We start from the raw sequence: 22,556 nt of genomic DNA, 5'->3' as shown, positions 1-22,556 counted from the left end.
TCTAGAAAATACAATGAGAGGTAGTAAATATAAATTTTCAGAGATTTAGGATGGTGGGCGCGACAGGGATTGAACCTGTGACCCCTGCCGTGTGAAGGCAGTGCTCTACCGCTGAGCTACGCGCCCATCCGCTGGACCGGCTTCTAGCAAGGGGATGTTGGGCTGACAAGACCTTTTCTTGGGAAGCCGCAGGTCTGTTGCGACTTCCCCTGGTGAAGCGTTCAGAAGCCGAACATGTGATCCAGCGAGAAAGCGCCTTTCCCATTTTCAAGCCCGTGATAACCGAACAGACGGCAGGTCAGGTCACGGATGAGAATGTAGCCGCCCTCCCCTGCATGATCGATCTGGGCGGCTTCGAACAGTTCATGGGGGCGCACCATGAAGGAGCCGTTGGGGGCGATCCGGATGGTTGTCTGTGCAAGGAGTGCTCCGTTTGCACCATGCAGCAGGAGGACCGTCTCGGATGCTTCCGTTCCTTCGACGGAGGCCGGGTGGATCAGGCAGCAGAAGCTGCGCAGTGTGTCATTATCCGTCTTCTGGCCCAGTTTCAGGAACAGGCGCGTGGTCAGGCCCGGCGGGGGACCGGAATAGGACTGCGGCTCCGAGCGCCAAGTCATCAGCGTGTTGAAGATATGGGCGCCGAAGCTGGTTTCAGCGGCGTGGTCGCTTTCCCGGTTCCGATAGCGCATCAGGGCATGGAGCCAGCCATCGGCTTCGCCACCATCGCGAAAATCGTAAACCAGATCCGCATGACCCGGTCGATCCGTCAGGGTATGCAGGGCGACTGCGGTGTCATGGTTGCGCGGCAGATTGCCCAAGAAGTGAGACCCGATTTTTTCGCCTGCCTCGTCAAACAGGTCCAGCCGCACGGGAAGAGACTGGAGTGCTTCGGACATGGGATTGGGCTGGAGGAACGTCTCAAAATGGCTGGGGTCGAGGATCGGGAATGGCAGCAGGAAGCCACGGCCCAGCGACGGTGGGAACTGACGGATGGCGGGGTCAGGTCGCAGATTGTCCCGCTCCACGTTCAGATGGGCGATGCGGGTGCGACCGCGCTGGGTGATTTCATAGCGTGGGCGGACAAGATGCCGACCGGAGCGCATTTCAAGCTGTGCTGGCCAGTGCAAACCGGGGAAAAGCGCACCGACATCAACGGCGACAGTTTCGAACGATCCGACCGGTCGGTCGAGCGGATGCGGCGTGTCTTCACCCATGCGGTTGAAGGTAATGCCGCCAGCCGGGATCGTCGTTGCATGGCTGTTCTGTACCCAGACGGTCAGCGTCTCGTCCTGCTCGGGAGCCGGAAGTGTTGCGTATCGCACGGAGGGCCAGGCATTGGCGTCATGCGTGACGGACAGGCTCGGATCACCATTTTTGCCCCAGCTGTCGAGAGCATATTTGACGACGTCATGGCCGCGCGCACCCAGAACATGGATGAAAAGCTGTCCCGTGAACTCCGGCAGATCAAACCTGTGTCGCACCTCGGCGCTGTCGATCGTGATCCCGGCGCCAGCTTCCGTGACAGGCTGTTCCCATTGGGCCAGCACCTTACCCGCCCCATCGTAGAGCCGCATCCAGTAGCGCAGGTTCTCGGCGGCATAGTTTGACCAGTAATTGGCAGTCACAATCCGGCAGGAAAACTGTGTCGTCTCGCGGAAGAAGGCGAAATTGGTCGCGAAGTTCAGCTTGTCCAGATAGGGGCGCCCCTTGACCAGCATGTCACCCGGCAGGCGCGCCGGAGCAAGGGTGTAAAGGTCCCGGCCATTCATCAGGCCCTTCAGGCGCGTCCGCATCTTCGCATCTTCGAAAGACAGGGCAAGAATGGCATCGGCTTCTGTTGCAGGAAGATCGACAAGGGCGCGCAGTGTTCCGCCGAAGCCGTCCGGCTTGCCGACCTGCTCGGTGTCATGGACATAGACGCAGGTGGGTTTCAGCCCCGGATACAGTGCGGCCAGTGTGCGGGCAGCATCATCGGGGTCGTAGAGGGCGATCGTCCGCCCGGCGAATTCGGCTTCTATCCGGACAAGGGCTTCCGCAGCCAGCGGATGCGCCAGCGCCTTGTAGAGAACATTGCCACCCTGCGGACCAAAGGTGCGGATATCGAGCATACAGGGGCCCTTTCAGAGCTTCAGACGTCGGCGCATTTCTCTCGCCACGAGGGGGGTATCGTCAAGCGGGGCGGTTTCCCAAGGGGGCTGGTCCGGATCGAACCACTTCACACGCCCTGCGCTTTCCAGTGTTTTAACGAAACGGGAGATGCGACTGGAGCGCCCGGGCAGCGGAAGGATCATCACGGATGCGGATGTTGCCGCCGCTTCGGAAATCATCGAGACACTATCGGTCGTGACGGCAATCATATCCGCGCAGGCCAGCATGCCCATATAGGGATTGTCGTCGCCACTTCCTGTCAGGACAGCGATCCCGTGAGGCTCCAGTCGCTCGCGAAAAATGGCGACAGCTTCCGGGTCCGTGCGGCGGGATGGCGTGAGGACTGCCTGCATGGCGTTGCGCATCGTAAAGGCGATGATCCCTTCTGCAATTTTTTCCGCTTCGGCCGGTCCCAGCGTAAAGCGACCATTCGCTCCACCGATCAGAACGGATAGCAACGGACGTTCATCCTGTTTCAGCCGCCCTTCCCACTTGCTACGAGCCAGGTCGAGCTTCTGCGGCGTAACGGGATGAAGCGCATTGCGGGAGATCAAAACATTGTCCCCGCTAATGCCATCATGTGTGTTGGCGATCACCAGATCGAATTTTCCGACCGGCATCCGGGGGTTCTGGATCTGCACGACTGGCAAGCCTTCGCGCTGTGCCACTGCCCTGCCAATCACGCCACCTGTGCCGCCGATACAGATGATGAGGCCGGTATCTTCGGGAATCCTGATCGGATCGACCCTCCGTAGGGGAGATGGCCAGTAACGTGCAGGAAAACGGGACCAGAACGGTTTGATGCGCACGGGACAGAAATCCCATTCAAGATCGGCCTTTTCCGCCAGTCCTGCCCCCTGGGCACGCATGCCGGCGAAGTCCTCCGCGATGATGGTGGCTTTCATGAAGGAACTCCGCAAAAAGGAAGGTATTTCCCGAACTGCGAGAAATTTGGCAAGAAGCGCTCATGACAACGCCACAGACGCCGACCGAAACGCCGACCACCCCTGCCCCGGGATTTGAAGAGCTTGGGCTGATTGCCCCCCTGCTGGCAACTCTTGCCCAGGCTGGACACAAACGCCCGAGCCTGATTCAGGCGCAGGCTATTCCTCCGCTGCTCAAGGGAAGAGATGTTCTGGTCGGCTCCCAGACGGGAAGCGGCAAGACGGCTGCTTTCGTACTGCCGATCCTCCAGAAGCTTCATGAAGAAGGTGCGGCACCCGGCCCGCGTGCGCTCATTCTGGAACCCACCCGTGAGCTCGCCGCCCAGACTGCGTCCGTCTGTCGGCAGCTTGGACGCAGGCTTTCGCTCAAGACACGGGTCATCTGTGGCGGGACGTCGCGCGAGCAGCAGGTCCAGTCCGTCAGCGATGGCGTGGATATTGTGGTTGCGACGCATGGGCGGTTGCTGGATCTGGTCACGCAGGCCGATCTCGTGCTGGAGCATCTGACCTATCTGGTTCTTGATGAAGCCGATCGTCTGCTGGACGAGGATTTTTCTGCTAGCATGACCGCGCTCATTCCGTACTTTCCAGACCAGCCTCCCCAGACCGTCTTCTGTTCGGCGACCCTGCCGGAACCGGTCATGGATCTCGCCAAGCGTGTGACGCGAGATCCTGTTCGCGTGGAAATCACGGCCGAGTCCTTCACGCCGAAGAATATCCGCCAGCGGGCCATTTTCGTTGAAAAAGATGACAAGCCCGAGACCGTTGTGCGTCTTCTGAAGCATTTCGAGGGGCGCAGTATCGTTTTCGCGCGCACGAAGAACACGGTGGATGCGCTTGCCAAGGTTCTGCGTCGGCAGGGCCTTCGGGTTGAAACGCTGCATGGTGACCGTACGCAGGGCGCCCGCAACAAGGCGCTCGACCTGTTCCGTCAGGGACGCGTTCCGGTTCTGGTCACGACCGACATTGCCTCGCGCGGGCTCGATATCCCGGATGTGGATCTCGTGATCAACATGGACATGCCCGAGACGCCTGAGGCCTATGTCCACAGGATCGGCCGGACGGCGCGTGCAGGGCGCAAGGGTGTTGCGTTCTCGCTTATCAATATCGATGAACGCACCTTCCTGCGTGATGTCGAAAAGCACATCGGCTATCGGGTCCGGATCGCAACGGAAGATTCGCTCGACCGCTAGGACGCGTTGCCGCTGGCGAGGATATTCCTTGCCAGATTTTCCCATTCCTGCCCGCTATCGACGTGGGGTCGGATGGGTGGCGGATCTTGGAGAATATGGTCCAGCGCCTTGGCAATCGCTGCCGGATCGGGCTCGCATAGTATAGCCTGTGTATCGTCGGCAAACTGTTCAATCAGGCCGCCAACCCGGGTAGCGACGACATAGCGTCCGCTGGCAATTGCCAAGGCACCCACGCCACTCTGGGACGCCTCGCGATAGGGCAACACTACGATATCCGCCCAAGCCACAAGCTGTGGCAGTTCGTCTTCGGGCACCCAACGGTTTTCGACACTGACATGCGGCAACCCCGAAAGTGCCCGAAGTTCCGGGCTGTCCGGTCCCTGCCCGACGACACAGCATTCGATCGTCCGCCCAACCTGCGGAAGAGCTGCGGCCAGCAGGTCCAGTCCCTTGTATGGTAGCAGACGCCCGAACATCAGGATCCGTGGCGCTCCTTCATGGGCGAACGGTGCCGTAGTTGCTCCGCCAATGAACGGGGGATGTGTAAGAGAGACGACAGGGCAGCGCACTGCATCGGGCCCGGATGTCAGGCTGTTTGCGACATGACGACTGAAAGTAACGATCTGATCGGCATAGCGGATCAGGTGGCGTTGTAAGGTCGCCTGAAAAGGATATCCATCGCCAGGATGAGGCTGTGCGTCATGAATGACCACTATGATCCTGATGGCCGCTAGGTGCAGGACATGCACCATCAGTAGGTCAAGCGGCCCCGGCATGGCGCAGACTGCCACAGTCGGCCGGAAGTTCCTGACGATGCCTGTGAGCTGTTTCAGAAGCCTTGGTGCGCTGAACAGACGCCCTATCAGCCCCCAGATCGAATTGTAGGTCGTGATCTTGAGCACGGCTGTCGGAGCATTGCGGCTGTGCAGGATTTCGGCGCGGTCCGACAGGCAGAGCATAACCTCTGTTTCCGGCAGCCGTCTCAGTCCGTCGGCCAGATCTACCGCAATTCGCGGCCCGGCTCCCCGCCGTCCCCATTGCCAGACCAGAACGCGTTCGGACGGCTTTGTCACGTCCCGACCCCGATGGCTCGGGCCGCGTTCAGGAGCGATGCGCCATTCAGGCGGCTGGCAATCCGATCCGTAGCATTGGAGGCAAGCCGCGCCCGCAGATCCGGATCATCCGCCGCGGTCTGCAGGGCATGCACGGCGGATGCCATATCCGGAAGCGCCCATTTGGTGGCAGGCATATCCCAGATCCCGCGAGGGTCCTGAGCCGGAACCAGTGTATAGGCGACCGGCAGGCCACAGGTTTTATCCAGAAATTCGGTGGTTGCGGACCAGTCCGTCGCAATGACGCACCGGCCGAGCGCCATGGCTTCCGCCACGACCAGTCCGAATCCTTCGCTGCGATGCAGGGACAGGACGATGTCTGCACAGGCCGTCAGGGCGAGTCTGTCAGGCCCGCTGAGCTGTCCGGTTTCGATCCGGATATTGGGCGCGCCTGCGATAGCCGCACGGATCGCTGCCAGATCGTCGGGATAATGCTCGGTATGGCCGATTTTCATGACCAGGAGCCTGTCCGGCCTGTCACCAAAGGCCTCCCGAAAGGCGCGGATGGTTTCAATCGGGCTTTTGCGGACCATGCTGGAGGCAAGGCTGAACGAAACAAGAACAACAACACAGTCTTCCGGCAGCCCGAACGAGGCACGGTTGCGATCTGACGGTTTCTGTTCCGCCAGTCCGACCGGATGCTCGACAACCCTGACCGGTCGCCCCAGCGGGCGCAGGGCATTCGCCGTAAAGCGCGATGGCGCCCAGATCTCATGCACATGGCGCCGGGCATGACGCCATGTTTCGGGCACGACTGGCAGTTCCCAGGCCCAGTAGCCGATGACGCGCCGTCCGGTACGCAGCGTCCGTGGCATGAAGAGCTGGGCATAAGGCAGCATCGGCGCATTCACATGCATGACCAGCGGAGCGCCCGGCCCGGTCGCATCGCCTTCAAGGACCCGCCGGTCGATGTCCCAGGTTGCGCAGGGAATGTTCATGTCCCGCAACGCCCGGACCATCAGCCGCGCCCCCTCGCCTAGGCCGGAACTGCGACTGAATTCCCCGGCCACAATGATCCCGTGTGCGGATACGGCTTTCACGGGCCTGACGGGAGGGACAGCCAGAGCGGTGGCCCAGGCAAAAAAACGTCGCCGGGATTCAGCAGGAAGCCGTTGCCACACTTTGTGAAAAATGGAGAGAGACTGTTTCATCGTCCGTTCAGGTGCCCGTTTCCGCTTCAGGTGTTACTGCTGGCATGCGCCGTAACCTGCGAAAAATCCTGCGGATAACGGAACATGGACGCGCCAAACCAACCTCGGCGAAAAGTGACTTTCGTCAGGCACGGACAAAGAAAAAGGCGTCATTCCCTCTCTGGCGACCTGTCCTTAACGTGCTTACACTACAACCCATGACCGATCCATGTCCTATCCTCAGCGATGCAGGAATGGCTCCGCCGGGTGACCGGATGGGGAATGGAAGGACTTGTTCCGTAAGGCCCAGATATCAGTCAATGGATCGTCAGAGCCCATGAGCTGCAAGGCGGGACAGCGGCACCATCCGCTCCGGATCCGTCAGCCCCGCCTGTCGGAAACACTGCCCGGGATCGGTCGCCCGCCTCCCGTCTTCAAGGTTGCCCTTACACCTCCGGATCTGTCGGCCTGGCGCGCACCGCCTTCGGGTGTCCCCGGTGTCTGGATTTTCGACTCGGGCCGTCCGGGGCCGGAAACCGTCATTACGGCTCTGGTGCATGGAAATGAATATGCCGGTGGCTGGGCGCTGGAAAACCTGCGCAGGCAGGCGCCGGTTCCGTCTTCAGGACGTCTGACCCTGATCCTGGCCAATCTGGAGGCTTTCGAGCGTTTCGATGCCACAAATCCGGTGATGGCCCGTCATGTCGACGAGGATCTGAACCGTCTGTGGCACAACATGCGGCTGAACGGACGGGATCACTCCAGCGAACTTGACCGCGCACGTCAGCTTCAGCCCTTCATTGCGCGCGCCGATCTTCTGCTGGACCTGCATTCCACGCTCTGGCCGTCCGAGCCGCTGTTCATCGCGCCTCCCCGCCAGCGGTCTGCCGAATTTGCCTGTGCCCTGGCGGCGGGCGAAGGCCTTCCCCGGACCGTCCTGACGGATCTCGGCCATCACGGGGGCTCACGCCTGATCGAGCATGCACATTTCATGTCGCCGGGCGGCACGGGACGCAGCTGTCTGCTGGAAGCAGGCCCTCACTGGGAGGCGGCCACCGTTACGGTCATGGAAAGCGCCATCGAGCGCCTTCTGGCGCAAGCCGAGACCATCCATCTTTGCGGACAGGCCACACAGGAGTCCTGCGAGCCTGAAATGGCGGTCGTGACGGACAATATCATCGCCCGGAATGCGGATTTCAGTTTTATCAGGCCATGGGAGGGCGGGGTTACGATCCCGGAAGCCGGAACGCCCCTCGCCCATGACGGGCATGATCTGATCTACACACCCTATGACGAGTGTATGTTGATCATGCCCAATCTTCGCCCCCGCCGGGGGCAGCTTGCGGTCCGCCTGGCCAGACGGACCGCAGCACCGCTCAGGTCTTAGGCAGACGCGCGGTCATAGATCGGGAAGCGGCGGCACAGGGCCTTCACTTCCTCATGCACGCGGGCCGTCACGGCCTCGGCATTATGCTCTTCAAGGGCTGCCGTCAGCACTTCGTCGATCATGCGACCGACTTCGCGGAACTCGGCTTCCCCGAAACCACGCGCCGTCGCCGCCGGGCTGCCCAGACGGATGCCGGAGGTTACGAACGGCTTTTCCGGATCGAACGGAATGGCGTTCTTGTTCGCCGTAATGCCGGCGCGCTCGAGGATGGCTTCGGCCAGCTTGCCCGTCACCTTTTTCGGACGCAGGTCCACGAGGATCAGATGGCTGTCCGTGCCACCCGTGACGATGTCGAAGCCACGGTTCTGAAGCTCGTCCGCCAGAGCGCGGGCGTTGGCAAGAACGCGCTTCTGGTAAGCCTTGAACTCATCCGAAAGTGCTTCACCGAAAGCAACGGCCTTGCCCGCGATCACATGCATGAGCGGACCGCCCTGCAGGCCCGGGAATACGGCGGAGTTCACCTTCTTCGCCAGATCAGGGTTGTTCGTCATGATGACGCCACCGCGCGGGCCACGCAGCGTCTTGTGCGTCGTGGATGTCGTGATGTCGGCAACCGGAACCGGGTTCGGATACAGGCCAGCCGCAACCAGACCGGCGAAGTGCGCCATGTCCACCATTAGATACGCACCGACTTCATCGGCGATCTTGCGGAAACGGGCGAAGTCGATGACGCGCGGATAGGCGGAGCTGCCAGCCACAATGATCTTCGGCTTGTGCTCGCGGGCCAGTGCTTCCATCTGGTCGTAGTCGATCAGCCCGTCCTCGGCGCGCACGCCATACTGCACGGAGTTGAACCACTTGCCCGAATAGTTCGGAGCAGCGCCATGCGTCAGATGTCCACCAGCGGCGAGGCTTAGGCCCAGAATCGTGTCGCCCGGCTTGGCCAGTGCCATGAAGGCGGCCTGGTTGGCATTGGCGCCGGAATGCGGCTGCACGTTTGCGAACTCCGCACCAAACATCTTCTTCAGACGATCAATGGCAAGATTCTCAACGCGGTCTACATCCACGCAACCGCCATAATAGCGCTTGCCCGGAAGGCCTTCCGCATACTTGTTCGTCAGCACTGAACCCTGTGCTTCCATGACGGCAAAGGAGGCCATGTTCTCCGAAGCGATGAGCTCGATGCCATCCTGCTGGCGCGTCAGCTCCTCGTTCAGGATGGTGGCAACTTCGGCATCAACCTCCTTGAGGGGGGCATGAAAGAAACGATTCAGCGTGGACTGGCTGGCGTGTTCCGACATCGTGGTCCATTCTCCAGGGTGAGTTCGGCATGTGACTAGCCCAGATTGCCTGCCTCGGCAAAAACAATCCGCCTATCAAACGAGGATCCTTCATGACCACTCCGCTCTGGCGGACCAAACCCGTATCTTCCGCAGCTGACAGCCAGACTGGCCTCAAGCGTGTCCTCGGCCCGTGGCAGCTCGTTGCCTTGGGCGTCGGTGTGACGATCGGTGCTGGCCTTTTTTCTCTCACGGGCGTCGCCGCCGGCCAGAATGCCGGCCCGGCCGTGACCCTCTCTTTCGTCATCGCAGCGGTGGCCTGCGGCTTTGCGGGACTGTGTTACGGCGAGCTCGCCAGCATGATCCCCTCAGGCGGTTCAGCCTATTCCTACGCCTATGCCTCGATGGGCGAGCTGATCGCGTGGATCATCGGCTGGGACCTCGTGCTGGAATATACCGTGGGTGCCGCTGCCGTTGCGTCCAGCTGGTCGGGCTATCTTGCGTCTCTTCTCGGGGGCTGGGGCCTCCATATTGATCCGCGCCTGCTGGCAACGCCAATGACGCCTGTCACGATGCCGGATGGAAGCATGGCCTCGGCCTGGTTCAACCTTCCGGCTGTCTGCGCGCTTTGGGGTGTCACGGCCCTGCTCATGCGGGGCGTGAGTGAATCCACGACCATCAATACGATCGTCGTCTGTATCAAACTCGCCGTCATCGTCGCCGTGATCGCGGCCTGCGCGCCCCATATCAGCTTTGAGCACTACCATCCCTTCATCCCGCAGAATACCGGCACATTCGGACAGTTCGGCATATCCGGCGTCATGCGGGCTGCTGGAATGGCATTCTTCGCCTATCTGGGCTTCGACATCGTCTCCACCACGGCACAGGACAGTCGCAACCCGGCGCGCGACATCCCGATTGGTATTCTGGGAAGCCTGCTCGTCTGCTCCGTGGTCTATGCCGTGTTCTCGATGGTCCTGACGGGCGTGGTCGATTACCGCGCCATGGCCAATGACCCGAGCCCGGTTGCCACGGCCATCGATGTCGCCGGCATGCCCTGGCTGGCCAGTCTAGTAAAACTCGGCATCACGGCTGGTTACATCTCCGTCCTGTTCGGGCTGCTGATGGGGCAGGCACGCGTCTTCCTCATCATGTCCCATGATGGTCTGCTGCCGCCCGTCTTCTCGAAGCTCAATGCCCGCACCCACACGCCCTGGACGTCCCATCTGATGTTCGCAGCGCTGACCAGCGGGCTTGCCGCGGTGCTTCCGATTGGTCAGCTCGGCAACATGACGTCCATCGGCACCCTGCTTGCCTTCATTATCGTTTGCATCGGTGTCCCTGTGCTGCGCGCCAGATATCCTGATGCGCCGCGACAGTTCCGCGTTCCGGGTGGTCTGCTTGTTCCTGTACTCGGCATTCTGTCCTGCGGTGCGGTAATGGTATCGCTCGACAGGCTGACCTGGATCCGGCTTGTTGTCTGGCTTGCCATTGGACTTGCCGTTTATTTTGCTTACGGCATCCGCAACAGTCGACTTTGCAGACGCGAAAGTTAGGAGCATGATCGGGGGTATGAGCAATGCAGCATACCCCCTCTCCCGTCCGCGGCGTAATCGCCACGATGCTTTCACCCGCCGTCTGGTGCAGGAACATCGCCTGCATGTCGACAACCTGATCTGGCCGATCTTTGTCTGCGAAGGCGAAAACCAGCGCCAGAAGGTTGACTCCATGCCAGGCGCCGAACGTGTCAGCGTGGACAATGTCGTTGAACACGTCCGGCAGGCCGTGGACCTTGGTGTCCCGGCCGTTGCCATTTTCCCGGTGACGCCCATGAGCGTCCGCGATGCCACAGGCAGCGAAGCCCTCAATCCGGACAACCTGATGTGCCGTGCCTCGCGCACCATCAAGGATGCCTTCCCTGATCTGGGTATTATCGGCGATGTGGCGCTGGACCCGTATACCGATCATGGTCATGACGGCGTGATCGAGAACGGCCGTATCCTCAACGACGCCTCCGTCGAGATCCTGCGCCAGCAGGCCCTCAATCAGGCCCGTGCCGGCAACGATATCATTGCCCCGTCCGATATGATGGACGGCCGCGTCAAGGCCATCCGCGAAACGCTCGACGGCAACGGTTACGATACGACGCGCATCATGGCCTACACGGCCAAGTATGCCTCCGCATTTTACGGTCCGTTCCGTGATGCGCTGGGGTCCGGCGATCTCCTCAGCGGAGACAAGAAGACCTACCAGATGGACCCTGCCAATTCCGACGAAGCCATGCGCGAAGTCGAGCAGGATCTGCGTGAAGGTGCGGACATGATCATGGTCAAGCCGGGCATGCCGTATCTCGATATCATCCGCCGTGTCCGTGAGCGCTTCGAAGTGCCAACCTTCGCCTATCAGGTGTCGGGTGAATACGCGATGCTGATGGGGGCCATCCAGAACGGCTGGCTTGATCGGGACCGCACGATCATGGAGAGCCTGATCGCCTTCAAGCGCGCAGGCTGTAACGGCATCCTTACCTATTTCGCTCTGGATGCAGCCCGTCTCCTGCGGGACGAACGCTGAAAAACCGGCAGATACGCGGCGTTCAGTCCTATTACACGGGACTGAATGCTGAAAACATTGCAGCCCGCCTCCTTGAGGAGCGCGGGCTGACAATTCTCGCACAGAGACTACGAACGCCTTATGGCGAACTCGATCTTCTGGCGGCAGATTCTGAATGGCTGATTGCCGTTGAGGTCAAGCAGAGACGCAGCCTGCGGGAAAGTGCGTCATGCCTGACAGCCAGACAGTCTCAAAGGCTGATGGAAGCCTTCAACTATATCCTGCTGACAAAACCGGAGTGGAACAGGCCCAGCACCCGGTTTGATCTGATCGTTGTTGACCCGTCAGGTCAGGCGCGACGCATTCAGGATGCGCTACGCCAGTTCTGAAGGATCAGGTCCGGCGAACGCGGGCGTGACGGTGCGCGGATGCGACTGCAACGCGCGCATGAGCGACAGCATGCGGACGATAGGCGACGTTACGGACAACAGCGTGGGAGTTATTCCAGGCAAGAGCCGTATGATGCGTCGTCGTGCGATGTGCGAGAGCGTGATGAAAAACAACGCGGTGATAAACCGGCGTTGCGGTCAGTGCGTCGAAGGTCAGCTTGCTGGCTTCGTAATCGGTAATGGCCGGACGGGCATGAGCCTTGCCAGCTCCCATGCAGATACCGACACCCATGATCCCAAGAGCAATTCTGCCGACCCAGTTACGCGCCATTGACGTTCGTCCCATCCCGTTCTGATGGAACCAGCCTATGCGCTGAACTCGGGGTTCGACAACCCCTGTTGGGAAAGTTTCCGAAAAAATCAAGGTCCTGCCACTTTTCGCCGCTTCATGGCTGAAATGTGGCAGGAGTAATGCTTAAAAAACGCTGAATTCAGCGCTTCTCGTCATGACAATGCCCAAATCAGGCGTTGGCCGTCGTGATACCCTTGTCGGCCAGAAGAGTCTCAAGCTCGCCGCTCTGGTACATGTCGGTCACGATATCGCAGCCGCCGACGAACTCGCCCTTGATGTAGAGCTGCGGCACGGTCGGCCACTGGGAGAAATCCTTGATGCCCTGACGCAGTTCGGCGCTCTCAAGGATGTTGCAGGTCTCGAACGGAACGCCGAGATGCGTGAGGATCTGCACTACGCGGGCAGAAAAGCCGCACTGCGGGAAGAGCTTGTCACCCTTCATGAACAGCATGACCGGATTGGCGTCGATCAGGTTCTGGATATGCTGGAACACGGTTTCGGACATTGGATTTTCCTTGTTTCGGCAGGGCGGACGAAAAATCCGCGCCTGCTGTCTCAGTGCTCGTCTGGAAAAAAGGACGTCAGCCCCGGCTCTTAAGGGGTGAGCGTCTTGAGGGCCATCGCATGCAGTTCAGTGCCCATGCGGGTTCCGAAAGCATCATAGACCAGTTTGTGCTGCCGCACACGAGAAAGACCACGGAAGGCCTCACTCGTGACCGTGCAGGCATAGTGATCCCCATCTCCGGCGAGATCCTCGATCTCGATCCGGGCATCGGGAATGGCGGCAAGGATCGTGCGTTCGATTTCAGAAGCTGCCATCGGCATGAAAATCAGGCCCCCTCACCCATGAACCGCGGGAAGAATGCGGCATTGATCTCCCGGAGACGCTCGGCACTGACGCGGACAGTGCCCGGAAGCTCCAAATCGGTGCCACCCGAACGTCCCAGGCGCATTGCCGGAACGTTGGCCTTCTCCGCCGCTGCGACAAGGGCTGCGCCATCGGAAGTTGCAATAACGTAGCAGCCCTGGTCCTCACCGAACCAGAAAGCATGCGCCGCAACACCTGCGGGAGCGGCTTCCAGCGTGCAGCCAACGCCGCTCGCCATCACCATTTCCGCCACCGTCACCAGCAGACCACCATCGGCAATGTCATGACAGGCCGCAACCGTACCCGCTGTGATCTGGCTGCGCACGAAGTCACCATTGCGACGCTCGACCGCAAGATCGACCACCGGCGGCGCACCGTCTTCACGCTGGCAGATTTCGCGTAGCCACAGCGACTGCCCGAGTTCGCCGCGGATGGAGCCAACCAGCACCAGATCATGGGCATCCGGCATCGCAAGCCCGATGGACTTGGACGCATCGGCCAGCACACCAAGTGCACCGATGGCCGGTGTCGGCAGGATCGCCTGTGCCTCGCCAGACGGTGAGCGCGTCTCGTTATACAGCGAGACGTTGCCGCTCACGACCGGGAAGTCGAGCGCACGGCAGGCATCGCCCATGCCTTTGATGGCATCGGCAAACTGCGCCATGATTTCCGGACGTTCCGGATTACCGAAGTTCAGGTTGTCCGTCACGGCCAGCGGGGTTGCGCCCGTTGCCGTGATGTTGCGCCATGCTTCGGCTACAGCCTGTGCACCACCCGTCTTCGGATCAGCCTGGCAGTAGCGCGGCGTGCAGTCCGTCGTCAGGGCCAGGCCCAGACGCGTGCCTTCAACGCGCACAACAGCCGCATCGGCCGCACCCGGACGACGGGCCGTATTGCCACCAACCGAACCGTCATACTGGTTCCAGACCCAGGCGCGGGACGCCAGATCCGGGCAACCGATCAGCGTCAGAAGCGCCTTCTCGATCCCTTCCGGATCAGCGGGGGTCTCGATCCGCGCCGGTGCTGTCAGAGGCACAGTCGGACGGTTATAGACCGGAGCCTCATCTGCCAGCGGGGTCAGCGGAATATCAGCCTCGACTTCGCCCTTGTGGCGGATCGTGATGCGCCCCGTATCGGTCAGTTCACCAATGACGGCAAAATCCAGCTCCCACTTCGCGAAGATCGCGCGGGCGACTTCGGTCCGCTCGGGCTTGAGGACCATGAGCATGCGCTCCTGGCTCTCGGACAGCATCATCTCGTAAGCCGACATGTTCGGCTCGCGCTGTGGAACGGCATCGAGATTGAGCTCGATACCCACGCCCCCCTTGCCCGCCATTTCAACGGCAGAAGACGTCAGACCCGCAGCACCCATATCCTGAATGGCGACGATCGCATCCGTTGCCATCAGTTCAAGGCAGGCTTCGATCAGCAGCTTCTCGATGAACGGATCGCCAACCTGAACGGTCGGACGCTTGGATGCGGCTTCCTCGTCGAACTCCGCCGAAGACATGGTCGCGCCATGAATGCCGTCACGCCCCGTCTTGGAGCCGACATACACGACCGGATTGCCCACGCCAGCCGCAGCGGACAGGAAGATCTTGTCCTGCTTGGCCACACCCACCGTCATGGCATTGACGAGCGGATTGCCGTCATACGCCTTGTGGAAGTTGACCTCACCCCCCACGGTCGGAACACCAACGCAGTTGCCATAACCGCCCACGCCACGGACAACGCCATCGACGATGCGACGCGTTCCCGCATGTTTCGGATCGCCGAAACGCAGGGCATTGAGGTTCGCAACCGGACGCGCGCCCATCGTGAACACGTCACGCAGGATGCCGCCCACGCCCGTCGCCGCCCCCTGATAAGGCTCGATGAAGGACGGGTGGTTGTGGCTCTCCATCTTGAAGACGGCGGCCAGACCCTCGCCGATATCCACGACACCTGCGTTTTCGCCCGGACCATGGATGACCCACGGCGCCTTGGTCGGCAGCGTCTTGAGATGGATGCGGGACGATTTGTAGGAGCAGTGCTCGGACCACATGACGGAGAAAATCCCGAGCTCCGTAAAGCTCGGCGTCCGTCCCATGATCGTGACAAGCTTGTCGTATTCCTCGCCGGTCAGTCCGAAAGACTGGGCAAGCTGGGCATCAATCGTCACACTCATCCGACAAGAGCCTCCACAAGGCCTTTGAAAAGCGGCACGCCGTCGGTTGCGCCAATTTCGGGGTCAGTCAGGTTCTCCGGGTGCGGCATCAGGCCACAGACACGGCCATTCTCGCTCAGGATACCGGCGATGGAGCGCGTGCTCCCGTTGGGGTTGGTCGTCCGGTCATCGTCCGAAACCGTGCCGTCCGCACCGCAATAGCGGAACGCCACGCGGCCCTCGCCTTCAAGGCGCTTCAGCGTCTCGGGCGAGGCTGTGTAGTTGCCGTCACCATGGGCGAGTGGCGCACGGAACACGTCGCCGCGCGTCCAGCCCTGCGTATAGGGCGAAGACGCGTTCTCGACCTTCAGGTGGCAGTCCTGCGACAGGAAGCGCAGACCCGCATTACGCAGAAGCGCACCCGGCAGCAGATGGGATTCCGTCAGGATCTGGAAGCCGTTGCAGACGCCCAGAACATGACCGCCCTTGCCTGCGAACGCCTTGACGTCACGCATGATCGGCGAGTGGGCGGCCATGGCACCACTGCGCAGATAATCCCCGAAGCTGAACCCACCCGGCAGCACCACGAGGTCCAGATCCCCCAGAGAGGCCTCCCCGTGCCAGATCAGACGCGGCGCCTGCCCCGTAACCAGCTTCAGGGCATGGACCATGTCGCGCTCCCGGTTCGTGCCGGGAAATACGACGATACCTGCCTTCATTTCTGGCCCTCCGCGGGAGCGGAGGCATGGCACGGATAGGTGTCATGCAGGGCGCGATAGACGGCCTTGCCTGCCGGTTCCGTCAGGGCATCGTTATGCGCATGCAGCCAGGCCACGACCAGACCACGCACCTGCGGTGCAGTCTGCTGGGCCGGAACGCAGAACGCTACCGGAGCGGATTCATCATGCGCGAAGCTGTCGTACTTCTTGGCCCAGGCCTCACCGTCCATCAGACCGGACAGATAGGCATCACACATGCCGATGGACGACTTGCTGGAGCACATCTGGCCCAGAGCCTTGCCCGAAACCTTGGAGACACGCTGCGCGTGAGCCGGGGCTGCAACGAGAGCCGGCGCGGCCACGAGACCGGCCAGCAGGAACATCGTGGAAAGCCGGGTCATGCTGCCACCTCGACGCTGAAATCTTCAATGACTTCATTGGCCAGCAGAGCGCGCGCCATGGCTTCACCCTGCGCCAGTGCATCGGCGGCATTGTCGGCTGGAACTTCAAGCTCGACGACGCGGTTGATGCGGACTTCGCCCAGGCCCTTGAAGCCGAGGGTTTCGAGAGCATGGCCCACGGCCTTGCCCTGCGGATCGAGAACGCCGTCTTTCAGGGAAACAAAAACACGGATTTTCACTGAACTGCCTCCGGACCCTTGAGGTCACCATTCCCGGACTCGGGCAGGATCCCGAGACGCTTTGCCACTTCCTGATATGCTTCCTCGACGCGACCCATGTCACGGCGGAAGCGATCCTTGTCCATTTTTTCGTTCGTCTTGGAATCCCACAGACGACAGTTATCCGGCGAAATCTCGTCCGCCAGAAGGATGCGCATCTCCTCGCCTTCCCAGATCCGCCCAAATTCCAGCTTGAAATCGACAAGCGTGATGCCAACGGCCGTGAACATTCCCATCAGGAAATCGTTCGTCCGGAGCGCCAGCTGGTTCATGTCGTCCATGTCCTGCGGCGCGGCCCAGTTGAAGGCGGCGATGTGCTCTTCAGAGACCATCGGATCGCCGAGCGCATCGTTCTTGTAATAGTACTCGATGATCGTGCGCGGCAGGCGCGTCCCCTCGGGGATGCCAAGCCGCTTGGCCAGAGAGCCCGCCGCCACATTGCGTACCACGACTTCAAGCGGAATGATCTCCACTTCGCGGATGAGCTGCTCGCGCATGTTCAGTCGGCGGATGAAGTGGGTCGGGATGTTGATCTCGTGCAGCTTGAGCATCAGGTATTCACTGATGCGGTTGTTCAGCACGCCCTTCCCGGTGATGATGCCGCTCTTCGCGCCGTTTCCGGCGGTGGCGTCATCCTTGAAGTACTGAACGAGTGTGCCGGGTTCTGGGCCTTCAAAAAGAACCTTGGCTTTGCCCTCATAGAGCTGGCGGCGGCGAGCCATGAGCAATCCTTAGCGTTGCGCCGTCCTGACAGGAAATGCGGACGGCTGGAGCAGCGACGAATTGTGGTTCCATAGCATTGCGGAACCGGAACTGCGAGTGTGCGGGGCGCAGGAAATCCACGCCCCGCAGACCTCTCAGTCAAAGATACGGGCGAAGATACGATCCACGGCGCGCAGATGCTGAGCCGGATCGAACGCCTGATCGAGAATATCCTTGCTGACACGACCGGAGACTTCCGGATCGGCCTCAAGGTTTTCGCGGAAGGTTTTGAAGCCCAGCTTGCCCAGCTTCGTCCATGTTTCCATGGCATTACGCTGCACGATACGGTAGGCGTCCTCGCGCGAAATGCCCGCACGGGCCAGTGTCAGCAGTACTTCGCCGGAATGGACGACGCCGCCGAGGCTCTCCATGTTGGCGATCATCTGCTCGGGATAGACGACCAGCTTTTCCATCATTCCGGCCAGACGGATCAGCGCAAAATCCAGACCGATCGTCGCATCGGGGCAGATGTTGCGCTCGACGGCGGAGTGGCTGATGTCCCGCTCATGCCACAGCGCGACGTTTTCCAGCGCCGGAATGACATGCGAGCGGATCAGGCGCGCCAGACCCGTCAGGTTCTCCGACAGGACAGGGTTGCGCTTGTGCGGCATTGCCGAGCTGCCCTTCTGTCCCTTGTGGAAGAACTCTTCCGCTTCCCGGACTTCCGAACGCTGCAGATGACGGACTTCGACGGCCAGACGCTCGATGCCGCTGGCGATCACGCCGAGCGTGCAGAAGAACGCGGCATGACGGTCACGCGGAATGACCTGCGTGGACACGCTCTCGACAGCCAGACCCAGCTTGTCCGCCACATATTCCTCGATCTCCGGATCGATATGGGCATAGGTGCCGACAGCGCCGGAGATGGCACAGACCGCGATTTCCTTGCGAGCCTGAATGAGGCGCTCGCGGTTGCGGGCGAATTCGGCGTAGTGTCCGGCGATCTTCAGGCCAAAGCTGGTCGGCTCGGCATGGATGGCATGGCTGCGGCCGATCGTGACCGTGTTGCGGTGCTCGTAGGCGCGAGCCTTCAGCGCAGCGAGAACGCGATCCAGATCTTCCAGCAGCAGATCGGCGGCCTGCGTCATCTGGACGGACAGGCAGGTATCCAGCACGTCCGAAGACGTCATGCCCAGATGGACGAAACGGCTGTCGGGACCGACCTTTTCCGCAAGCCAGGTCAGGAACGCGATGACGTCATGGCGCGTTTCGGCTTCGATCTCGTCGATGCGGGCCAGATCCGCATCGGAGAACGCGGCCATGGCGGCGTCGCCCTTCTCGCGGATGGTCTTTGCTGATTCGGCGGGAATGTCACCCCGTTTCGCCATGGCTTCGCAGGCAAGGGCTTCGATCTCGAACCAGATGCGAAAACGGTTGGCGGGAGACCAGATGGCAGTCATCTGCGGACGGCTGTAACGGGGTACCATGGGAACTCCGGATGCGGGGTGGGTCTTTACGGAGGCTGCTTAGACCAAATACGAAGATATTGCACGGACCCCTTTTCGGAAGAATGACACCTTGGCCCCTGACTCTCTGCTTCATGCCCTGATCGCCCTCGGCCAGATCACCCTGATCGACATCACCCTCGCCGGCGACAATGCCGTCGTGATCGGGATGGCCGTCCGCAATCTCGAAGGGCGGCAGCGCCGTCTGGCCATCCTGTTCGGAACGGGTTTTGCAGCCATCCTGCGTGTTGGCCTGGCCCTGCTGGCAACAACGCTCCTTTCCGTGGTGGGGCTGACGCTGGCCGGTGGTTTTCTGCTGCTGTGGGTCTGCTGGAAAATGTACCGTGAACTTCGTGTTGGCGAGCACCACGAGGACGTCGAACCCGCTCCGCCGCGCCTTGGCCCCGCCGTGCTCCGGATTGTGGTGGCCGATCTGTCCATGAGCCTTGATAATGTGCTGGCTGTTGCCGGTGCCGCAGTCGGGCATCCGTGGATTCTTGTTTCGGGGCTTGTGCTCTCGGTCCTGCTGATGGGGCTTGCGGCATCTGTCATCGCCAATCTTCTGGCCCGTTACAGCTGGATCGCATGGATCGGTCTGCTGGTGGTTCTGGGGGTCGCAATCGAACTTATCATCCGCGGTGGCGGAGAGGTCTGGCATCATGTTCTTCCGACATAAGAAAGCCCTCCTGACCGGCCTGACGGCGCTTCTTGCGGCGTCCTCAGGCCTCGCCGCTACACCGTCAGCCCCGCCTGCCCCACCCGTGCGGGATCGGCTGGCGGAATGGCTGGTCCTAGTCGGGCCGGGTGGTACGGGCCTTACGGCACAGCGCTATGCGGATTTTCTTCGCCAGACACCCCAATGGCCGCAGAGAGCCCGGATGCTGTGGCGGTATCAAAACGTGCTATCCCGCACATCCGATCCGCAGATCCTGAACACACTTTGTCCGTTATATCCTCTCACGCTGCCTGCGGCGTTCAGTACCTGCATGGACCATCTGCCGGACGCCGCCTCAATCGCGCGCCGTCTCTGGCTGTCGGGCAATGCCCTGACCGCTGCGGAAGAACAGGTTCTGCTCCAGCGTTTCGGTCAGGTTTTCACGGATGCTGATCAGTGGACCCGCTATGAAGCGCTGGAACTGCGGGGGCAGTTCTCTGCCGCATCCCGCCAGATTGAGCGTCTGCCTGCGGATCAGCTGCCTCTGGCCCAGGCGCGTCTGGCCGAACGTCTGGCTTCGCCCGATGCCGATTCGCGCTTTGCGTCCCTGCCCGCCAATCTGCAATCCGACCCGACCCTGATTCGTTACCGCCTGCGTGCCCTTCGCCGCGGAGACCGACTGGATGAAGCATTTGCCCTGTGGTCTGCACAGGGCGCATCCCTCCAGCAGGCCAATCCTTCGCATGACTGGTCGTCCGAACGCATCAGTCTCGCCCGGGCCCTGTTGCTGGCGGGACGCCCAAAAGAAGCTGCGGAGCTCGCAGACGATACTACGCTTGCTCCCGACACGACGGACCGTCAGGAAGCCGCGCTGCTGAGCGGGATCATCGCCCTGAGGGAGCTTCAGGCCCCGGCCCGCGCGCAGAAATTCTTTGAGCCTCTGCAAAACGCGACCTCGCTCCAGATGCAGGCCCGCGGCTATTACTGGACAGGCCGCGCCCTGCAGGCTGCCAGCCAACAGCAACGGGCTGAAGCATCATTCCGCAAGGCCGCCGCGTTTCCCACAACCTTCCCCGGACAGCTCGCTCTTGCCGCCATGACAGGGGATAACGGGATTCTGACAAGCGGGCAGTCATCCCCGGCCTTCGATAATGCACTGCTACAGGCCCTTCAGTCCCTTCCCGCACCGCAGGCCGGAACACTCAATCGCCCGGACCTGCTTGAGGCGGCCACTGATCTTGTTCAGGCGGGCGATCCCGATCATGCCCGGGATTTCCTCATGATGCTGGAAGTGGTCAATCCGTCGCCCGAGGGGCAGAAAGCTGTCGCCGACGCCGCTGCCAGTCTCGGGGTGGCAGCACCGGAAGTGTTTGCGTCCTACGCTTTGGCCCGCAAGGGAATTGCCCTGTATCCGCAGGGCTTCCCTGATCCTTACCCTTCCGCCTCGACCGTGCCGGAAGGCCTCCTGCCCGCTATCATCCGGCAGGAAAGCGGTTTTGATCCGGATGCGCTCAGCGGAGCGCATGCGGTCGGACTGTTACAGCTTCTCCCGGCTGCGGCGAAGGATGTGGTGCGCAAGGCCCATATGGGGCCAATCAATGTGTCCGCAGCGGCCCTGACCGATCCCCAGACGAACCTGAAGGTGGGCAACGCTTATGTCTCACAGCTTCTGCAGCGTTTCGGGAACGTCATCCCCTATGCGCTGGCGGCGTATAATGCCGGTCCGCACAGGGTGGACCTCTGGCTGAAAGCTGACCCGCCGTCAGATCCGCTCTCCGAAGACGGTCTGCTCGACTGGATCGAGCGTCTGCCTTATCGCGAGACGCGTCTTTACATCGAAAATATCGAGGCAGGCATGATGATCTACCGTGTCAGGAATACCCGTGCCGGATAACGGGATCCGCATACTCGCCGAGCAGGTTCTGGATCATCTGCGTCAGTCCGGCCGCAGACTGGTGACCGTGGAAAGCTGCACGGGTGGATTGATCAGCGCTGCCCTGAGCGACATTCCGGGCTCATCCGACGTACTGGAAGGTGGTTTCGTGACCTACTCCAATGCGCTGAAAATGAGTGCAGTCGGTGTTCCCGAGGCCATTCTGGCTCAATACGGCGCTGTCAGTGTCCAGACTGCCGAGGCGATGGCGACAGGCGCGCTTGAGCATGCGATGGATGCGGATCTCGCCGTCTCAGTGACAGGCATAGCGGGCCCAGGTGGCGGGACCGATCTCAAGCCAGTTGGAACCGTATGCTTCGGACTGGCGCTCCGTTCAGGACCAGTCATAACGGCGCAATGCCATTTCACGGGTGCTCGTAGCAGCATCCGCACCCAGTCCGTCCAGCAGGCTCTCCGGATGGTCCTGAACAGCTGATATAAAAAAACGGCTTCCGAAAAGACGGAAGCCGTATTCGTAGAAACTCGGACAGACCTGAAGTCTGCCTGTTGCTTCAGTTGCCCTGCGTCGGAGCCGGCATCGTGGATGCAGGAGGAGCCGGCGGAGCAGCCTGGAGGCTCGGTGCGGTCGGAACAGCCGTCGGGGCTGCCGGGGGAACGGCGGCGGTCGGTGCCATCGGGGAAACCGGCGTCTGGGCCTGCTGCAGCGAACGGGCGTTCAGGGCGTCCGTTGCGGACTCGCCGTCGGTCTTGTGCTGCTGACCCATCTTGTCGTGATGCTTGCCGTGGTGGTGATGGTGCTCAGCCGCGATGGCGGGAGAAGCTGCTGCAACCAGAGCAGTCAGGGCGAAAGCGCCGAAAGAAATCTTTTTCATAACGTAATCCTTTTCATATCACCATGACGGT

Annotated in this window: 23 protein-coding genes and 1 tRNA gene; 8 read left to right on the top strand and 16 right to left on the bottom strand. The window is 61.2% G+C overall.

Features of this window, described 5'->3' with window-relative positions:
• Nucleotides 1–51: 51 nt before the first annotated feature.
• From GRO01_RS05845 to GRO01_RS05835, 3 genes are all read right to left on the bottom strand, one after another.
• Nucleotides 52–126 (bottom strand) — tRNA-Val (locus GRO01_RS05845).
• A 95-nt stretch (nt 127–221) separates the two neighbouring features.
• Complete coding sequence (locus GRO01_RS05840; RefSeq protein WP_062510408.1) at nt 222–2,108, bottom strand: hypothetical protein; 1,887 nt, start codon at nt 2,106–2,108, stop codon at nt 222–224.
• A 12-nt stretch (nt 2,109–2,120) separates the two neighbouring features.
• Nucleotides 2,121–3,053: a mitochondrial fission ELM1 family protein gene (locus tag GRO01_RS05835; RefSeq protein ID WP_062510409.1), complete on the bottom strand. Its 933-nt coding sequence runs from the start codon at nt 3,051–3,053 to the stop codon at nt 2,121–2,123.
• Between the two features lie 62 nt (nt 3,054–3,115).
• On the opposite strand from GRO01_RS05835, the gene GRO01_RS05830 reads away from it, so the two are divergent.
• On the top strand, nt 3,116–4,285 hold the full coding sequence (locus tag GRO01_RS05830; protein ID WP_062510411.1) for a DEAD/DEAH box helicase: 1,170 nt from the start codon (nt 3,116–3,118) through the stop codon (nt 4,283–4,285).
• Here GRO01_RS05830 and GRO01_RS05825 read toward each other — a convergent pair.
• Entirely contained in the window at nt 4,282–5,358 is a 1,077-nt protein-coding gene (locus tag GRO01_RS05825; RefSeq protein ID WP_062510414.1) for a glycosyltransferase family 4 protein, read from the bottom strand. The two genes, GRO01_RS05830 and GRO01_RS05825, sit on opposite strands and share 4 nt — an antisense overlap.
• Nucleotides 5,355–6,548, bottom strand: a complete 1,194-nt coding sequence (locus tag GRO01_RS05820; RefSeq protein ID WP_062510416.1) for a glycosyltransferase family 4 protein — start codon at nt 6,546–6,548, stop codon at nt 5,355–5,357. The genes GRO01_RS05825 and GRO01_RS05820 overlap by 4 nt, the downstream gene beginning before the upstream one ends.
• Nucleotides 6,549–6,864: 316 nt before the next feature.
• Here GRO01_RS05820 and GRO01_RS05815 point away from each other — a divergent pair, with 316 nt between their 5' ends.
• Nucleotides 6,865–7,914 (top strand): M14 family metallopeptidase, encoded by a 1,050-nt coding sequence (locus tag GRO01_RS05815; protein WP_062510418.1) that lies wholly within the window; start codon nt 6,865–6,867, stop codon nt 7,912–7,914.
• Here the strand turns inward: GRO01_RS05815 and glyA are convergent.
• Entirely contained in the window at nt 7,911–9,215 is a 1,305-nt protein-coding gene (gene glyA / locus GRO01_RS05810) for a serine hydroxymethyltransferase (protein WP_062510420.1), read from the bottom strand. The genes GRO01_RS05815 and glyA overlap by 4 nt on opposite strands.
• 92 nt (nt 9,216–9,307) lie before the next feature.
• On the opposite strand from glyA, the gene GRO01_RS05805 reads away from it, so the two are divergent.
• From GRO01_RS05805 to GRO01_RS05795, 3 genes are read left to right on the top strand one after another with little or no spacing between them, the layout of a single operon-like run.
• Nucleotides 9,308–10,750, top strand: coding sequence for an APC family permease (locus tag GRO01_RS05805; protein WP_062510422.1), 1,443 nt, complete (start codon nt 9,308–9,310; stop codon nt 10,748–10,750).
• Between the two features lie 16 nt (nt 10,751–10,766).
• Nucleotides 10,767–11,765, top strand: coding sequence for a porphobilinogen synthase (gene hemB, locus GRO01_RS05800; RefSeq protein ID WP_062510614.1), 999 nt, complete (start codon nt 10,767–10,769; stop codon nt 11,763–11,765).
• The gene (locus GRO01_RS05795) at nt 11,762–12,133 is read left to right on the top strand and encodes a YraN family protein (RefSeq protein WP_306414169.1); all 372 of its coding nucleotides are present in this window, start codon (nt 11,762–11,764) and stop codon (nt 12,131–12,133) included. Before hemB ends, GRO01_RS05795 begins: the two co-directional genes overlap by 4 nt.
• Before the next feature lie 4 nt (nt 12,134–12,137).
• Here the strand turns inward: GRO01_RS05795 and GRO01_RS05790 are convergent, their stop codons facing one another.
• From GRO01_RS05790 to purB, 9 genes are all read right to left on the bottom strand, one after another.
• Nucleotides 12,138–12,479 (bottom strand): hypothetical protein, encoded by a 342-nt coding sequence (locus GRO01_RS05790; protein WP_244926371.1) that lies wholly within the window; start codon nt 12,477–12,479, stop codon nt 12,138–12,140.
• Between the two features lie 175 nt (nt 12,480–12,654).
• Nucleotides 12,655–12,990: a Grx4 family monothiol glutaredoxin gene (gene grxD, locus GRO01_RS05785; RefSeq protein WP_062510429.1), complete on the bottom strand. Its 336-nt coding sequence runs from the start codon at nt 12,988–12,990 to the stop codon at nt 12,655–12,657.
• An 89-nt stretch (nt 12,991–13,079) separates the two neighbouring features.
• Nucleotides 13,080–13,310, bottom strand: a complete 231-nt coding sequence (locus GRO01_RS05780; protein ID WP_011253808.1) for a BolA/IbaG family iron-sulfur metabolism protein — start codon at nt 13,308–13,310, stop codon at nt 13,080–13,082.
• Nucleotides 13,311–13,315: 5 nt separating this feature from the next.
• The gene (purL, locus tag GRO01_RS05775; protein ID WP_062510431.1) at nt 13,316–15,520 is read right to left on the bottom strand and encodes a phosphoribosylformylglycinamidine synthase subunit PurL; all 2,205 of its coding nucleotides are present in this window, start codon (nt 15,518–15,520) and stop codon (nt 13,316–13,318) included.
• Nucleotides 15,517–16,218, bottom strand: coding sequence for a phosphoribosylformylglycinamidine synthase subunit PurQ (gene purQ, locus GRO01_RS05770; protein WP_062510433.1), 702 nt, complete (start codon nt 16,216–16,218; stop codon nt 15,517–15,519). The genes purL and purQ overlap by 4 nt, the downstream gene beginning before the upstream one ends.
• Nucleotides 16,215–16,619: a Rap1a/Tai family immunity protein gene (locus GRO01_RS05765; RefSeq protein WP_062448247.1), complete on the bottom strand. Its 405-nt coding sequence runs from the start codon at nt 16,617–16,619 to the stop codon at nt 16,215–16,217. The genes purQ and GRO01_RS05765 overlap by 4 nt, the downstream gene beginning before the upstream one ends.
• Nucleotides 16,616–16,858, bottom strand: coding sequence for a phosphoribosylformylglycinamidine synthase subunit PurS (gene purS, locus GRO01_RS05760; RefSeq protein ID WP_062448244.1), 243 nt, complete (start codon nt 16,856–16,858; stop codon nt 16,616–16,618). Before purS ends, GRO01_RS05765 begins: the two co-directional genes overlap by 4 nt.
• Nucleotides 16,855–17,619 carry a phosphoribosylaminoimidazolesuccinocarboxamide synthase gene (purC, locus tag GRO01_RS05755; protein ID WP_062497937.1) on the bottom strand — a complete coding sequence of 255 codons (765 nt, stop codon included), beginning with the start codon at nt 17,617–17,619 and terminating at the stop codon, nt 16,855–16,857. Before purC ends, purS begins: the two co-directional genes overlap by 4 nt.
• 135 nt (nt 17,620–17,754) lie before the next feature.
• Nucleotides 17,755–19,086 (bottom strand): adenylosuccinate lyase, encoded by a 1,332-nt coding sequence (gene purB, locus GRO01_RS05750; protein WP_062510435.1) that lies wholly within the window; start codon nt 19,084–19,086, stop codon nt 17,755–17,757.
• 91 nt (nt 19,087–19,177) lie between these two features.
• On the opposite strand from purB, the gene GRO01_RS05745 reads away from it, so the two are divergent.
• The 3 genes from GRO01_RS05745 to GRO01_RS05735 are packed head-to-tail and all read left to right on the top strand — an operon-like array spanning nt 19,178 to nt 22,128.
• Complete coding sequence (locus GRO01_RS05745; RefSeq protein ID WP_062510436.1) at nt 19,178–19,780, top strand: YjbE family putative metal transport protein; 603 nt, start codon at nt 19,178–19,180, stop codon at nt 19,778–19,780.
• Entirely contained in the window at nt 19,764–21,653 is a 1,890-nt protein-coding gene (locus tag GRO01_RS05740) for a transglycosylase SLT domain-containing protein (RefSeq protein ID WP_083541398.1), read from the top strand. Before GRO01_RS05745 ends, GRO01_RS05740 begins: the two co-directional genes overlap by 17 nt.
• Nucleotides 21,628–22,128: a CinA family protein gene (locus tag GRO01_RS05735; protein ID WP_062510438.1), complete on the top strand. Its 501-nt coding sequence runs from the start codon at nt 21,628–21,630 to the stop codon at nt 22,126–22,128. Before GRO01_RS05740 ends, GRO01_RS05735 begins: the two co-directional genes overlap by 26 nt.
• A gap of 76 nt (nt 22,129–22,204) precedes the next feature.
• On the opposite strand, the gene GRO01_RS05730 is transcribed toward GRO01_RS05735, so the two are convergent.
• Nucleotides 22,205–22,525, bottom strand: coding sequence for a hypothetical protein (locus GRO01_RS05730; protein WP_062510441.1), 321 nt, complete (start codon nt 22,523–22,525; stop codon nt 22,205–22,207).
• Nucleotides 22,526–22,556: the final 31 nt, after the last annotated feature.

This window comes from Gluconobacter roseus NBRC 3990 (assembly GCF_006538885.1).
GTDB lineage: Bacteria > Pseudomonadota > Alphaproteobacteria > Acetobacterales > Acetobacteraceae > Gluconobacter > Gluconobacter roseus.
Note: the sequence above shows the minus strand (reverse complement) of the source record. Positions and strands in the feature narration are given on the sequence as shown.

Bases quoted from the DNA above. Each gene is read 5' to 3' on its own strand.
- purL (WP_062510431.1), bottom strand. From the start codon at position 15,520: ATGAGTGTGACGATTGATGCCCAGCTTGCCCAGTCTTTCGGACTGACC.
- hemB (WP_062510614.1), top strand. From the start codon at position 10,767: ATGAGCAATGCAGCATACCCCCTCTCCCGTCCGCGGCGTAATCGCCAC.
- purC (WP_062497937.1), bottom strand. From the start codon at position 17,619: ATGGCTCGCCGCCGCCAGCTCTATGAGGGCAAAGCCAAGGTTCTTTTT.
- purQ (WP_062510433.1), bottom strand. From the start codon at position 16,218: ATGAAGGCAGGTATCGTCGTATTTCCCGGCACGAACCGGGAGCGCGAC.
- GRO01_RS05780 (WP_011253808.1), bottom strand. From the start codon at position 13,310: ATGCCGATGGCAGCTTCTGAAATCGAACGCACGATCCTTGCCGCCATT.
- GRO01_RS05740 (WP_083541398.1), top strand. From the start codon at position 19,764: ATGTTCTTCCGACATAAGAAAGCCCTCCTGACCGGCCTGACGGCGCTT.
- GRO01_RS05790 (WP_244926371.1), bottom strand. From the start codon at position 12,479: ATGGGACGAACGTCAATGGCGCGTAACTGGGTCGGCAGAATTGCTCTT.
- GRO01_RS05730 (WP_062510441.1), bottom strand. From the start codon at position 22,525: ATGAAAAAGATTTCTTTCGGCGCTTTCGCCCTGACTGCTCTGGTTGCA.
- GRO01_RS05805 (WP_062510422.1), top strand. From the start codon at position 9,308: ATGACCACTCCGCTCTGGCGGACCAAACCCGTATCTTCCGCAGCTGAC.
- glyA (WP_062510420.1), bottom strand. From the start codon at position 9,215: ATGTCGGAACACGCCAGCCAGTCCACGCTGAATCGTTTCTTTCATGCC.
- GRO01_RS05835 (WP_062510409.1), bottom strand. From the start codon at position 3,053: ATGAAAGCCACCATCATCGCGGAGGACTTCGCCGGCATGCGTGCCCAG.
- GRO01_RS05820 (WP_062510416.1), bottom strand. From the start codon at position 6,548: ATGAAACAGTCTCTCTCCATTTTTCACAAAGTGTGGCAACGGCTTCCT.
- GRO01_RS05840 (WP_062510408.1), bottom strand. From the start codon at position 2,108: ATGCTCGATATCCGCACCTTTGGTCCGCAGGGTGGCAATGTTCTCTAC.
- GRO01_RS05815 (WP_062510418.1), top strand. From the start codon at position 6,865: ATGAGCTGCAAGGCGGGACAGCGGCACCATCCGCTCCGGATCCGTCAG.
- GRO01_RS05830 (WP_062510411.1), top strand. From the start codon at position 3,116: ATGACAACGCCACAGACGCCGACCGAAACGCCGACCACCCCTGCCCCG.
- GRO01_RS05765 (WP_062448247.1), bottom strand. From the start codon at position 16,619: ATGACCCGGCTTTCCACGATGTTCCTGCTGGCCGGTCTCGTGGCCGCG.
- grxD (WP_062510429.1), bottom strand. From the start codon at position 12,990: ATGTCCGAAACCGTGTTCCAGCATATCCAGAACCTGATCGACGCCAAT.
- purB (WP_062510435.1), bottom strand. From the start codon at position 19,086: ATGGTACCCCGTTACAGCCGTCCGCAGATGACTGCCATCTGGTCTCCC.